The following is an 11999-nucleotide window of genomic DNA, read 5'->3' as shown; positions in this document are numbered from 1 at the left end:
TTACACGGCTACCTCAACGACGTCCCACCCGCCGAGTACGAAGCCACGTTCTACGATGCACAACGGACCGACCAACCACTGGTCGCAATCCAATAGCCCGAGCCTCCGGCAAAACCAGGGCGATTCAGTCAAGCCGGCGTCAGCGGCGAAGGACAGAAGTTCGGCGGTGGTGTCGTGATGGTGCAGCCGTTGGTAGCGGTCGGTCACCATCGCGCCCCGCCGGTTCCACCGGCGCCGACCGACGATGTGCACGGTGTCGACGGCGAAGGCGTTCGCGGCACGTACCACCGCACCGATGTTGGCATCGTTGCCGAAATTCTCGATCGCGATGTGCAGCGGATGCCGCCGGCGATCGATATCGGCGATGATCGCCTCCCTGGTCCAATACCGGTAGGCGTCAACGACATTGCGGGTGTCCCCGGCGCTCAGCAGCTCGGCGTCATACCGTGTGGCGTCGTCTCCGTCGGGCAACGGACCCTCCCACGGTCCCACTCCCGGGGACTGTCCCCACTCGGTGGGGCCGACGGCCTCAGCCACCGGTGGTCCACAGGGCAGCGTGGGTGCCGATCACCGAAACCGAGGCATACAACAGGGCAGCGGTCATCTCTCCCTGCGTACACAGCGAGGCCCGAACGTTGACGGCGTCACGTGAGGCCTCCGGCAGGATCAGCACCGACGAGCCGTATGCCGAGCAGGCGCGGCTGAGTCCGGGCGGCGGCAGCGACGGGCCGGCCACCACCATCAGCGGACCGCCGCGCTCCGCCGCATCGTCTGCGTAACGCTTTGCCGCACCGTCGATCTGGAGACCAAGAAGCATGTACCCCTTGCCGTTGAATGCGGTGGGGTCGCCCATCGCCGCCGGGGCGAGTTGCCCTCCATCGGCACTGAACGCGTCGACGCTGGTGGACCTCATGGTGACGCCCGCATCGTTGACGTTCGTGGGCAGCACCCCCACCGGGAAAGCGGCCGGGTAGGCGATGGTGGTGCCGGCAATGCGCTCACGCGGCGAGTACACATACACCCCGCGAACCTGACTCTGGTCCCGCTGCGGTCCCAAACATACTGTGCCGCTGAGCTTGTCAGGCGCGGGCGCAGACAGCGGCCGCAGCCCCAGGTCGGCGATGCCGTCACAGCCGTGCAGCGCATCTGCCTCGATCGGATGCGCCAGCGCGCCGTACAGGCCGAACCGGATGTCCTCGGGTTTGGCATGGGTGTCGCCCGAGGCAGAGCCCTCGACGTCGACCAGCACACGTTCGGAGTCGAACCGCAGATCCGACAGCTTCAGATGCCAGCCGAGAATGTCCAGCGAATCACCGAACACAGCTGTCGACGCTTCATATGTGCGCGCCGGTTGATCGGATGTGCAGCCCGTGGTGACGGCGAGAAATACCGCCATCACCGCGGCGATCAGCGCACGCACTGCTACAGCACCCAAGTTCTGTTGCGCCCGCTAGCGCTGGTAGTGCGGGGCGTGACGCCCGTTGCGTGCCGGTGGCGGAGTCCGACGAATCGCGTCCGGACGGCCGGGCTCCTGGCGCGGCTGCGTGTAGCGGCTGATGTCACCACGTCCGGGGGCCGCGTCGGCCCGGCCCGGAGGTAGCTCCCGACGCCCGGCCGGGGTCGGGGCCAACGGACGGCTCGGCGAACCCGCGCGACGCGCCAGCGCAGCTTGGCTGCCCTGACCCGACTGCGGCGCCACACCGTTCTGCGGAAGCGGCGGCAGCACGCGGAGCAGATCGTTGAACTGGCGCACGGTACGCAGCCCCTCGTCCCATTGGGCGCGGGTGCTCGTGACCGGCATGCTGACGAGCGTCCAGTTCTGCTCGTTCCACATGATCTCGGCGCAGTCGGGCGCGGTGTGGGCGAACGTGACCATCCGGCGGTCGCAGGCGCGGCGAGCGGCGTCGAGGTTGGTGGAGTACACCATCCGCGGGCCGATCGCGCCGAGCAGCCAGATATCGCTCTCGCGGGGCTCCTTGATGCCCTTCAATCGCAGATCGACGACGACGTTCGTGCCGACCTTGCGGTGCAGCGCGATCACTGTCGCCACCTCTTCGATGTCGAAGATGAACACCGCCTCGCCACGGATCTGGCCGAGTACGACGTTCTTGGCCGTGACGTCACCGACGGTCGACATCACCCCGCGCTTCCAGCGCTTGAGGATCTCGTTCGACTCGTGCTCGTAATCGAAGCCATGCGACTTCGCCCACGACTTGCGGCGCCGTCCCAACCCACGTCGACGGTCGATGTCGACGTACAGCAGCACCGCCGCACCCACGAAACAGAGTGCGGACAGCGTGAACCAGAGCGGGACCATCGGGCATAGCCTACTTGTTGACCGCCGGAATGCCCCAGCCTTGTGAGGTCACAACCCGATCACTGGTGATCAGAGCGCCGTGACCGGGGTGCTTCGAGGTACGTGACGATCGCATTCGTGAGTCCGCGCCGGGCCACGTCGAGGTCGGTATACGTACCGAGTTGCCGCTCGGAGGTGATGCCGCGCATCGCCCCGGGGATGAAGGAGGCAACCTCACGGACCCGCTCGGGGTCGACGTCAAGGTCGGCGAAGGCTTGCTGGCAGGTTTGCAGCCAGCTCTGCCCCCATGACGACAGCTCGGCCGCGGTCTTCGGATAGAGCCGTTCGAGCTCGGCATGGTCCCGCGGCAGCGCCGCACGCAGGTTCTCGATCGCCCGGGAGTCGCTGGCGGTCAATCCGTCGTAAAGCAGGTCGATGATGCCTGCGACGCGCTGACGCAACGGCGCAGTGTTGTCGTGGTGGCTCAGCATGCCGGCGCGGCGCTCGGCGGTGCGTTGCAGGACGGCGGCCCAGAACCCATCGATGTCACCGAACTGGTATTTCACGGCGCCCCAGGTCGCGCCGATGTCCTTGGCGATCCGGTTGGCCGAGACCGCACCCGGGTCGCCGGTGGCCAGGGCCTTGCGCGCGGCCTCCAGCATGCTCTCCCGGGTGGCTTCCCCGCGCCGGTTGGTGCGGCGCGCAACGACGTCGGCGTCGGTCATCTTCGACAGGCTACCCCGTTTTCACAGAACCCTCTTCCAAACTTTCACAGAACCTCCTACCATTCGCGTCATGGCCAAACCTCCGTTGTCGATGAAGCCGACAGGTTGGTTCCAAGTCGCCTGGTCGGACCAGGTCGACGCCGGGGCCGTGCACGCCATGAAGTACTTCGGCGAGGAGATGGTCGCCTGGCGCTCGGAATCCGGGCAGGTGACTGTCATGAACGCCTTCTGCGAACACCTCGGCGCTCACCTGGGGTTCGGCGGCCACGTGGTCGGCGAGGTCATCCAATGCCCGTTCCACGGCTGGCAATGGAACGCCGAGGGCCGCAACGTCTGCATCCCGTACCAGGACCGGCCCAACCGCGGACGCCGCATGCGCACCTACCCGGTGGTGGAGCGCAACGAGGCCATCTACATCTGGCACGACACCGAAGGGCGGGAGCCGTTCTTCGACGCCCCGGACGTGTTCGCGTCGTTCGCCGACGGCAGCAGCGCCGCCGACTACTACCCCCAGCAGCGGCTGTTCCGTGAAGGACTCGAGCTGCATCCGCAGTACGTCCTGGAGAACGGCGTCGACTTCGCGCACTTCAAGTTCGTGCACCAGACCCCGATCGTGCCCGTGTTCACCCGCCACGACTTCGCCGCACCCATCTCCTACGTCGACTTCACCATCACCTTCGAGGGCGACGATCAACAGTCGATCGACGATGTGAGCAGCGGCGTCGAGGCGATCAACGGCGGTCTGGGCATCGCCGTGACCAAGAGCTGGGGCATGATCGACAACCGCACCATCTCAGCGGTCACCCCCGTCGACGAGTCCACCTCCGACGTTCGGTTCATGGTCTACATCGGCCGAACCCCCGGCAAGGACAGCCCTCGTGCCGCCCAGCGGGCAGAAGAATTCGGTGATGAGGTGATCCGCCAGTTCACCCAGGACATCCACATCTGGTCGCACCAGCGCTATTCCGATCCCCCGGCGCTGGCGACCGCCGAGTACGAGGGCTTCACCGCAATCCGCAAGTGGGCCATGCAGTTCTATCCGGACGGTCTCGGCGGTAGTGCCGCGGACCTGGCACGAGAGGCAGACACCGTATGACCGAAAAGATCCGTGTATTCCAGGTGGCCACCGGCAACGTCGGCACCGAGATGATCAAGCGCATCGGCAAGCGCCCCGACCTGGAGCTCATCGGATTGCATTGCTACACAGCGGAAAAGGTGGGTCGCGACGCCGGTGAGATCGCCGGGATCGATCCGATCGGAGTGACCGCGACGGGCTCTGTCGACGAGATCATCGCGGCGCGTCCCGACGTCCTGACCTTTCACGGCGTATTCCCCGACGAGGACCTCTACGTGAAAGTGCTTGAGGCCGGTATCAATATCGTCACCACCGCCGACTGGATCACCGGCTGGCACCGCGACACCAACCATCCCCACCCGTCCGGCAAGCCGGTGTCACAACTGCTGGCCGAGGCGTGCGAGAAAGGTGGGTCGACGTTCTACGGCACCGGCATGAACCCCGGCGTCAACCAGATCCTGGGCGTGGTGTGTTCGGCCGATGTCGCCGAGATCGAGAACGTCACCACCATCGAATCCGTCGACGTCTCATGCCATCACAGCAAGGACACCTGGATCGAGGTCGGCTACGGCATGCCTGTCGACGATCCGTCGATCCCGTCGAAGTTGGAGAAGTACACCCGGGTGTTCGCCGACAGCGTCCTGATGATGGCCGACTGCTTCGGGTTGGAGCTCGACGAGGTCAAGTTCAGCTATGAGCTCGGTGCCTGCACCAAAGACGTCGACCTGGGCTGGTACACGCTGCCCAAGGGATCGTTGGGCGGCAACTACATCAAGTACCAGGGCCTGGTCGACGGTGTGCCACGCGTCGAGACCCACCTGGAATGGCAGATGACCCCGCACACCGATCCCAGCTGGGATATCAAGGGCTGCTACATCACTCAGATCAAGGGCGATCCGTGCGTCTACAACAAGCACATGATCTTCCCGAAACCCGGCGTGGATCTGTCCGACCCGGACTCGTTCGCCTCGATCGGCATGACGGTGACCGGGCTGCCCGCCCTCAACGCCATCGCCTCGGTGGTCAAGGCCCCGCCGGGGCTGCTGACGAGCGCCGACGTGCCGCTGCGCGGCTTCGCTGGCCGGTTCAACATCTAGCAAGTGAAAAGCTCCGCCACACCTGTTGTGTGGCGGAGCTTTTCACTATCGGGTCAGCCCAGCACCAGACCCTCACCGTCGGCGCCGACGTTGACCGGCACCACGTCGCCGTCGTGCACCTCACCCGCCAGCAGCATCTTGGCCAGCTGGTCACCGATGGCCTGCTGCACCAGGCGGCGCAACGGCCGGGCACCGTAGAGCGGGTCGAAGCCACGCTGCGCCAGCCACTGCTTGGCCGGCAGCGACACCTCGAGCGTGAGCCGGCGCTGCGCCAGCCGCTTCTGCAGCTGCTGCAGCTGGATGTCGACGATCGAGACCAGCTCGCCGGGTTCGAGGCCGTGGAAGATGATCACGTCATCCAGCCGGTTGATGAACTCGGGCTTGAACGCCGCCCGCACCGCGGCCATCACCTGCTCCTCGGTGCCACCGGCACCCAGGTTGGAGGTCAGGATCAGGATCGTGTTGCGGAAGTCGACCGTGCGGCCCTGGCCGTCGGTCAACCTCCCCTCGTCCAGCACCTGCAGCAGCACGTCGAACACGTCCGGGTGGGCCTTCTCGATCTCGTCGAAGAGCACCACGGTGTACGGACGCCGGCGTACCGCCTCGGTCAGCTGACCACCCTGGTCATAGCCGATGTATCCCGGAGGCGCACCGACCAACCGAGCCACCGAGTGCTTCTCGCCGTACTCGCTCATGTCGATGCGGACCATCGCGCGTTCGTCATCGAACAGGAACTCCGCCAACGCCTTTGCGAGCTCGGTCTTACCCACACCGGTCGGGCCCAGGAACATGAACGAACCCGTGGGTCGGTTGGGGTCGGCGACACCCGCGCGCGAACGGCGCACGGCATCCGACACCGCGGTCACCGCGGCCTTCTGACCGATGACGCGTTTGCCCAGCTCCTCCTCCATGCGCAGCAGCTTGGCGGTCTCGCCTTCGAGCATCCGGCCGGCCGGAATGCCGGTCCACGCCTCGACCACCTCGGCGATGTCGTCTGGTCCGACCTCTTCCTTGAGCATCACGTCTTCGCGGGCCTCGGCCACCGGCAGTGCGGCGTCGAGTTTCTTCTCGACCTCGGGTATGCGCCCGTAGCGCAACTCCGCAGCCTTGGCCAGGTCACCGTCGCGCTCGGCCCGGTCGGCGGCGCCGCGCAAGCTGTCCAGCTGCTCCTTGAGCTCACGGACCACGTCGATGGCGCCCTTCTCGTTCTGCCAACGAGTGGTCAGCTCAGCGAGCTTTTCCTTGTAGTCGGCCAGCTCGCCGCGCAGCTTCTCCAGGCGCTCCTTGGACGCGTCGTCCTCTTCCTTCTCGAGCGCCATCTCCTCGATCTCGAGGCGACGGACCAGCCGCTCGACCTCGTCGATCTCGACGGGCCGGGAGTCGATCTCCATGCGCAACCGGGACGCGGCCTCGTCGACCAGGTCGATGGCCTTGTCCGGCAGGAACCGCGCGGTGATGTAGCGATCCGAAAGAGTCGCAGCGGCAACAAGAGCCGAGTCGGTGATGCGCACACCGTGGTGCACCTCGTAGCGGTCCTTGAGGCCGCGCAGGATGCCGACGGTGTCCTCGACCGACGGTTCACCGACCAGCACCTGCTGGAACCGGCGCTCCAGGGCAGCGTCCTTCTCGATGTACTTGCGGTACTCGTCGAGCGTGGTCGCACCGACCAGGCGCAGCTCACCACGGGCCAGCATGGGCTTGATCATGTTGCCCGCGTCCATCGCCGACTCACCGGTGGCACCGGCGCCGACGATGGTGTGCAGCTCGTCGATGAACGTGATGACCTGACCGGCCGACTCCTTGATGTCGTCGAGCACAGCCTTGAGGCGCTCCTCGAACTCGCCGCGGTACTTCGCGCCGGCCACCATCGAGCCCAGGTCCAGGCTGATGACGGTCTTGTCCCGCAGGCTTTCCGGCACGTCGCCGGCCACGATGCGCTGGGCCAGGCCCTCGACGATCGCGGTCTTGCCGACGCCGGGCTCACCGATGAGCACCGGGTTGTTCTTGGTGCGACGGCTCAGCACCTGCACGACACGACGAATCTCGTTGTCGCGCCCGATGACCGGGTCCAGCTTGCCCTCCCGGGCACGAGCGGTCAGGTCCGTGGAGTACTTCTCCAACGCCTGGTAACTACCCTCGGGGTCCGGGCTCGTGACACGGGCGCTGCCGCGCACCTTGGTGAATGCCTCACGCAGCGCTTCCGGCGAGGCGCCGTGCCCGGTCAGCAGCTTGGCGACCTCTGAGTCGCCGGTGGCCAAGCCGACCATCAGATGCTCGGTGGAGACGTACTCGTCGTCCATCTCGGTGGCCAGATGCTGGGCCGTGGTGATCGCCGCGAGCGATTCCCGGCTCAGTTGGGGTTGGCTGCTGGCGCCGCTGGCGCTGGGCAACTGGTCGAGCAACCGCTGCGCCTCGGTCCGGATCGTCGCGGGGTCCACGCCGACGGCCTCGAGCAGGGGTGCGGCAATGCCCTCGTTCTGGGTGAGCAATGCCATCAATAGGTGGGCGGGCCGGATCTCCGGATTGCCTGCGGAACTGGCCGCCTGCAACGCTGAGGTCAGCGCCGCCTGAGTCTTGGTCGTCGGGTTGAACGAGTCCACGACACCTCCCTTTTCCGATAGAGAAAATGCTTGTCGCGATGTACAACGTAGTCAAGGTTGAGTCTGTTCCGCTCAACTTTAAAAATTTTCTCGAGCTGCCCCGACCAGCTGAACGTCTACCAGTGCCGCTCCCACGACGGTTGAAGGACGTATCGGCTGATCGCGCCGAAAAAGCCTCCATCCGCGATTCGGTCACACAAGTAGTAGGTGAACCCTGTGGCCAGCAGCAGGGTGGGCACCGGCTCCGCAAGCCTCAGCGCACAGTCCAATTTGTAGGCAAAAGAGCTCTCGCGACGAGCACCGGTGAGGTCGAGGCTCGCGGTGAACCGACCCTGTCGCGCTAACGTGGCGATGACCGTGCCAGATGCGTCGAAGATCGACTCCTGGACATCGGCATATCGGTTGTCGCTGGGCCGAAAGCCGAGGTCGGCGGTGGCTACGTGCTGCTGTCCACTTTCCACCGCCAACGTAACCTGGCCCGTGCGAAACTGCCGCCCCGCTGAACTGATCTGGCGCAATTGACCTAGATGCGCTCCATCGGGGTCCTCAACCGTGATCCGGAGTTCCCGAGCGCCTCCGTGCCGCGTGAGGGTCAGCATCGGCACACCGTTGGGCTCGACCACGTCGAATACGAGTGTCCTGGTATCCCTGCCAATGAGCGACGGAAGGCGAGAGCGTGACGTGATCGTGGCGACGTGCACACCACGATCGCCCGTCACCCAACAGCACAGTGCCCCCTGCGAACGGCCGGCCGCCGTGCGAAAGACCATGCTGCGCTGCCCTAGCGGAAAACCCGCTACGCGTTCGGGAGCCGCCACATCGCCGGTCCAGCGGCGTCCGTCGAAGTAGCGAAGTTGGCCCCCATTCCACGGGTCGGCGAACCAACCTGACTGTGGCAGCGTCATGGCCCCTCCCCACACCATGTCGATAAGTCGAACCCGCCGGCGCGATACCACCGTAACGTACGCAATCCAACGAAAATTGGTGAATATCTGCACTTTGACGCCCTGATATGGTCGGTCTGCGCGGAGGAGGAGGTCGCCCGTGGGCCTGTTCGACACATACACCGACGCCATGCAGAAACTCGGCCATTTCATGCAGACGGCTGATCCGTTCGGCCCCGTAGGCCAGGCCGGAGAAGCGGTATCCAGCCTGTTTTCGACGATTGAGACAGTCCGGGAGGATGGGGTCGACTCGCTATGGAATGCGGCGTCCGACCTAGGAGAAGTCGAGTCGGTTGCGCAAAGCATGCTCCCTAGAGCTAAGCAGACTCATATCATCGCGGGCGGCCTGAGCGTAGTCCTGGCCATGCAATACCAGTGCGGCTGGACGAACAAGACAGAAGATGGCGACGGCTACGGTCAGAGTGCTCAGCGCTTCAACGAGATCGCAGATGGGCTGGAATCAGCATTCCCCAATGCCAGTTGGCTTGGGGACGCCTCCGATGCGTACGCTGCGGCGAACGAAGCCCAGAAGAGCCGAGCACGCAGAATGCCCGATGCAGACCTTGACGTACTAATGGCCATCTCGTCAGAAGCCGGCGCCGTGAACAACACTCGACGGATCCTCAACAACGCCGCCACGATTATGGGGAACGCCATTGCTCCTGCACTTGCCGCGAGGGCTATCCCCCGAGTCGGCAAGGGCATCTCGATGGGAATAGAGACGTCCGTAGTGGGTGTAGCGGTACCCACATGCATTTGGTACATGAACGAACTGTCCGATCATTCCGCACGCTCCGCAAGGACCATGGACGAGGCGGCCATGATCTATGAACGGATTGCTGCCGAGTGTTACCCAACCCAGATGTAGGAGCAGACCATGTCCTCGGGCGAACTGTGGGTTACGCCAGATCATTTGCGCGAGCTGGCGAATAAGCACGGCACCGCCGCAGCGCAGGTCTCACAGGCAACAACGCTGGTCGATCAGACAGCGCAAGCGGTGGAGCATACTCACGGAAGCGCCTGCAGCGCCGCTGCTGCGGCCGCCGCCAGGGTTGCCGAGGCACGCAGGAAAGCCTGCATCGCAATCGAGACCACCTCTCAAGCGCACGAAGCAAACCTCAATACCGCTGCATCGCGATATGTAGCCGTCGACGAGCACCATCGCGACGAGATCAACGACGAGATTCGCCCCCGAGTGCGATGACCGATCAATACGAGCCGTACGACGATGACGAGTCCGGTTTGAGTGCTTTCGATCTCTACGACGACGGGGCTTCCTACGACGATGACTGTGGCCTCGCAGCACTCGACTATCAGTCCTCCCACGCCACCCTCAATGAGGAAGACGCAGATCCTAAGAGCGACGCCGCAAGCATTCCTGACATAACCTTCTCATCAGCCAACCTATCGTGCACCGTCACGGTTACCGCGCTACTCAACGGCTCCATCCATCAGGTGGACCTGGCGCCCCAGACGTCAGCGATGACTGAAAACGAACTTGCGGCGGAAATTCTCGCCGTCGCCGATGTCGTCGCTGCAAAAGCACAATCGGCCCAGTATGAACTCGTAGCGGGCCTGCTGCGGATACAGGGTCAGGATGCTGACTCGATCAGGGAAATTGTCCACGATCGGATGGGCCTGCCGACACCCGATGAGGCAGTAGCCGCGGAAGCCAACCTGACATCTCGGCACCTTCGGCCCGACTGACCGCTTACTTGCCGCAGCCGCCCTCGACACACTGCAGCCGGCCGACGTGAGCAGTCGCGGCCGATGGGCGAACTCAGAGCCTCAGTGTTGCTAGGTTTTTGCTCGAACAATGCGTCGGATACTGCATCGAAAGGGCGGCCATGACGGAAAGCTGGGGTTCGGTATTCACCGAACTCATCCCGCTGGCCATGGTGGTGGCCCTCTCGCCACTGTCGATCATTCCCGCGGTACTGGTACTGCACAGCCCCCGCCCCCGGCCGGCCGGGCTGTCGTTCCTCGCCGGATGGTTCCTCGGACTTACCGCGCTGACCGCCATCTTCGTCGGCGTCTCCGGGCTGTTCGGCCAGCTCGACGAACCCCCGACATGGGCGTCGTGGCTGCGCATCGTGGTCGGCGCCGCCTTGATCGTCTTCGGTGCGTACCGCTACCTCACCCGGGCCAAGTCAGAGCACAGTCCCAAGTGGATGGCCAGCCTGAGCAAGCTCACGCCCGCCCGGGCAGGTGCTGCCGGCGCGGTACTCACCGTGGTGAACCCCAAAGTGCTGTTCATCTGCGTGGCGGCAGGTTTGGCGATCGGTACCGCCGGCCTCGGTCAACCCGGAGTATGGGCGGCGGGGCTGTACTTCGTGCTGGCCGCCGGATCGACCGTCGCCCTCCCCATCCTCGCCTACGCGGTGTCGGGCCAGCGTCTGGATCCCGCGCTGGCCCGACTCAAGGAATGGATGGAACGCAACCACGCGGTGTTGGTTGCTGCCATTCTCGTCGTAATCGGTCTCCTCGTGCTCTACAAGGGAATTCACGCCCTATAGGCGACGCATTCGGCGCGGGACCGGCTACGGTGTGCGCATGTCCGAATCCGGTTTCGGTGATTTCGAATTCGAGCGGAAGTTCTTTGTCCGCGAATTGCCCGCAGCGGCAGCATCGGATCCCACGCCTGCCCTCATCGTGCAGGCATATCTGTTCGCATCCGACGGCTACGCGGTGCGCGTCCGGGTACAAGGGCCTGCGCCCGCGAAATTGGAGGCCACGCCCGCAGAGCTCGTCGCGGCACTGGGCGAGGAATCGCTCGGGACCATGACCGCCAAAGGCCCCGCCGTCGGCGGCACCCGATACGAGGCCGAACGCGAACTCGATCCGTTGGTCGCCGCCCAGATCGTCGGTCGATCCGAACACGTGATCGCAAAGGTTCGCTACTCGATGTGGCTGGGCGAGGACGGCTGGATCATCGACCAGTTCCTCGGGCGAAACGCGCCGCTATTGCTCTCCGAAGTCGAACGCGGCGGTCCCGTAGTCGATCTGGCGATTCCATCGTTCTGCGTTTCCGAGGTGTCCGAAGACGACCGGTTCCGCAATGAATATCTGGCACATCAACCATTCAGCACCTGGGCCGAGGTGTATCTGAATGAACTCGAACGACGCGGGCCCAGTTTCGTCGACACCTTGGGACACAATCACTTCGAAGGCAGGTGAGCGGCGCTCGGTCCCGGCTGTCGCTAGCTTCGAAATTGGTGCCAGGCGGTGCTACAAAGCGCTGTTAGGCTCCCGTTACGGCACT

General features: G+C 64.7%; 12 protein-coding genes and 1 pseudogene. 7 read left to right on the top strand and 6 right to left on the bottom strand.

Annotated elements, in window-relative coordinates:
• Positions 1-126 precede the first annotated feature (126 nt).
• The 4 genes and pseudogenes from BKG60_RS31845 to BKG60_RS02610 all read right to left on the bottom strand — a co-directional run.
• Positions 127-537 (bottom strand): annotated as a pseudogene (locus BKG60_RS31845) (TrmH family RNA methyltransferase); the annotation flags it as partial.
• Positions 530-1420: a hypothetical protein gene (locus tag BKG60_RS02620; RefSeq protein WP_070946372.1), complete on the bottom strand. Its 891-nt coding sequence runs from the start codon at positions 1418-1420 to the stop codon at positions 530-532. The gene BKG60_RS02620 and the pseudogene BKG60_RS31845, both read right to left, overlap by 8 nt.
• A 30-nt stretch (positions 1421-1450) precedes the next feature.
• Positions 1451-2317 (bottom strand): trehalose monomycolate transport factor TtfA, encoded by an 867-nt coding sequence (gene ttfA, locus BKG60_RS02615; RefSeq protein ID WP_070185552.1) that lies wholly within the window; start codon positions 2315-2317, stop codon positions 1451-1453.
• A gap of 59 nt (positions 2318-2376) precedes the next feature.
• The gene (locus BKG60_RS02610) at positions 2377-3021 is read right to left on the bottom strand and encodes a TetR/AcrR family transcriptional regulator (protein ID WP_070185551.1); all 645 of its coding nucleotides are present in this window, start codon (positions 3019-3021) and stop codon (positions 2377-2379) included.
• A 70-nt stretch (positions 3022-3091) separates the two neighbouring features.
• Here BKG60_RS02610 and BKG60_RS02605 point away from each other — a divergent pair, with 70 nt between their 5' ends.
• Both BKG60_RS02605 and BKG60_RS02600 read left to right on the top strand, forming a co-directional pair.
• Positions 3092-4117, top strand: coding sequence for a Rieske 2Fe-2S domain-containing protein (locus tag BKG60_RS02605; RefSeq protein ID WP_070946371.1), 1026 nt, complete (start codon positions 3092-3094; stop codon positions 4115-4117).
• Positions 4114-5193 carry an NAD(P)H-dependent amine dehydrogenase family protein gene (locus BKG60_RS02600; RefSeq protein WP_070946370.1) on the top strand — a complete coding sequence of 360 codons (1080 nt, stop codon included), beginning with the start codon at positions 4114-4116 and terminating at the stop codon, positions 5191-5193. The genes BKG60_RS02605 and BKG60_RS02600 overlap by 4 nt, the downstream gene beginning before the upstream one ends.
• 53 nt (positions 5194-5246) lie before the next feature.
• On the opposite strand, the gene clpB is transcribed toward BKG60_RS02600, so the two are convergent.
• Positions 5247-7793, bottom strand: coding sequence for an ATP-dependent chaperone ClpB (gene clpB / locus BKG60_RS02595; RefSeq protein WP_070185548.1), 2547 nt, complete (start codon positions 7791-7793; stop codon positions 5247-5249).
• Positions 7794-7909: 116 nt separating this feature from the next.
• On the bottom strand, positions 7910-8791 hold the full coding sequence (locus BKG60_RS31055) for a DUF2510 domain-containing protein (protein ID WP_165617830.1): 882 nt from the start codon (positions 8789-8791) through the stop codon (positions 7910-7912).
• 46 nt (positions 8792-8837) lie between these two features.
• Here BKG60_RS31055 and BKG60_RS02580 point away from each other — a divergent pair, with 46 nt between their 5' ends.
• The 5 genes from BKG60_RS02580 (at position 8838) to BKG60_RS02560 (ending at position 11914) form a co-directional block, all read left to right on the top strand.
• On the top strand, positions 8838-9605 hold the full coding sequence (locus tag BKG60_RS02580) for an EspA/EspE family type VII secretion system effector (RefSeq protein ID WP_070946369.1): 768 nt from the start codon (positions 8838-8840) through the stop codon (positions 9603-9605).
• A gap of 9 nt (positions 9606-9614) precedes the next feature.
• Positions 9615-9941, top strand: a complete 327-nt coding sequence (locus BKG60_RS02575) for a type VII secretion target (protein ID WP_075909157.1) — start codon at positions 9615-9617, stop codon at positions 9939-9941.
• Positions 9938-10444: a hypothetical protein gene (locus tag BKG60_RS02570; protein ID WP_070185546.1), complete on the top strand. Its 507-nt coding sequence runs from the start codon at positions 9938-9940 to the stop codon at positions 10442-10444. The genes BKG60_RS02575 and BKG60_RS02570 overlap by 4 nt, the downstream gene beginning before the upstream one ends.
• A gap of 140 nt (positions 10445-10584) precedes the next feature.
• Positions 10585-11253 (top strand): GAP family protein, encoded by a 669-nt coding sequence (locus tag BKG60_RS02565; RefSeq protein ID WP_070185545.1) that lies wholly within the window; start codon positions 10585-10587, stop codon positions 11251-11253.
• Between the two features lie 37 nt (positions 11254-11290).
• Complete coding sequence (locus tag BKG60_RS02560; protein ID WP_070185544.1) at positions 11291-11914, top strand: CYTH domain-containing protein; 624 nt, start codon at positions 11291-11293, stop codon at positions 11912-11914.
• Positions 11915-11999 lie beyond the last annotated feature (85 nt).

Origin of the sequence: Mycobacterium syngnathidarum (assembly GCF_001942625.1) — a bacterium.
Lineage (GTDB): Bacteria > Actinomycetota > Actinomycetes > Mycobacteriales > Mycobacteriaceae > Mycobacterium > Mycobacterium syngnathidarum.
The sequence above is the reverse complement of the archived record's forward strand: the minus strand, read 5'-3'. Positions and strand labels throughout refer to the sequence as shown.

What these genes read in the sequence shown, in the direction of transcription:
- ttfA (WP_070185552.1), bottom strand. Translation starts at nt 2,317, where the DNA reads ATGGTCCCGCTCTGGTTCACGCTGTCCGCACTCTGTTTCGTGGGTGCG.
- BKG60_RS02610 (WP_070185551.1), bottom strand. Translation starts at nt 3,021, where the DNA reads ATGACCGACGCCGACGTCGTTGCGCGCCGCACCAACCGGCGCGGGGAA.
- BKG60_RS02605 (WP_070946371.1), top strand. Translation starts at nt 3,092, where the DNA reads ATGGCCAAACCTCCGTTGTCGATGAAGCCGACAGGTTGGTTCCAAGTC.
- BKG60_RS02600 (WP_070946370.1), top strand. Translation starts at nt 4,114, where the DNA reads ATGACCGAAAAGATCCGTGTATTCCAGGTGGCCACCGGCAACGTCGGC.
- BKG60_RS02575 (WP_075909157.1), top strand. Translation starts at nt 9,615, where the DNA reads ATGTCCTCGGGCGAACTGTGGGTTACGCCAGATCATTTGCGCGAGCTG.
- BKG60_RS02570 (WP_070185546.1), top strand. Translation starts at nt 9,938, where the DNA reads ATGACCGATCAATACGAGCCGTACGACGATGACGAGTCCGGTTTGAGT.
- BKG60_RS02565 (WP_070185545.1), top strand. Translation starts at nt 10,585, where the DNA reads ATGACGGAAAGCTGGGGTTCGGTATTCACCGAACTCATCCCGCTGGCC.
- BKG60_RS02560 (WP_070185544.1), top strand. Translation starts at nt 11,291, where the DNA reads ATGTCCGAATCCGGTTTCGGTGATTTCGAATTCGAGCGGAAGTTCTTT.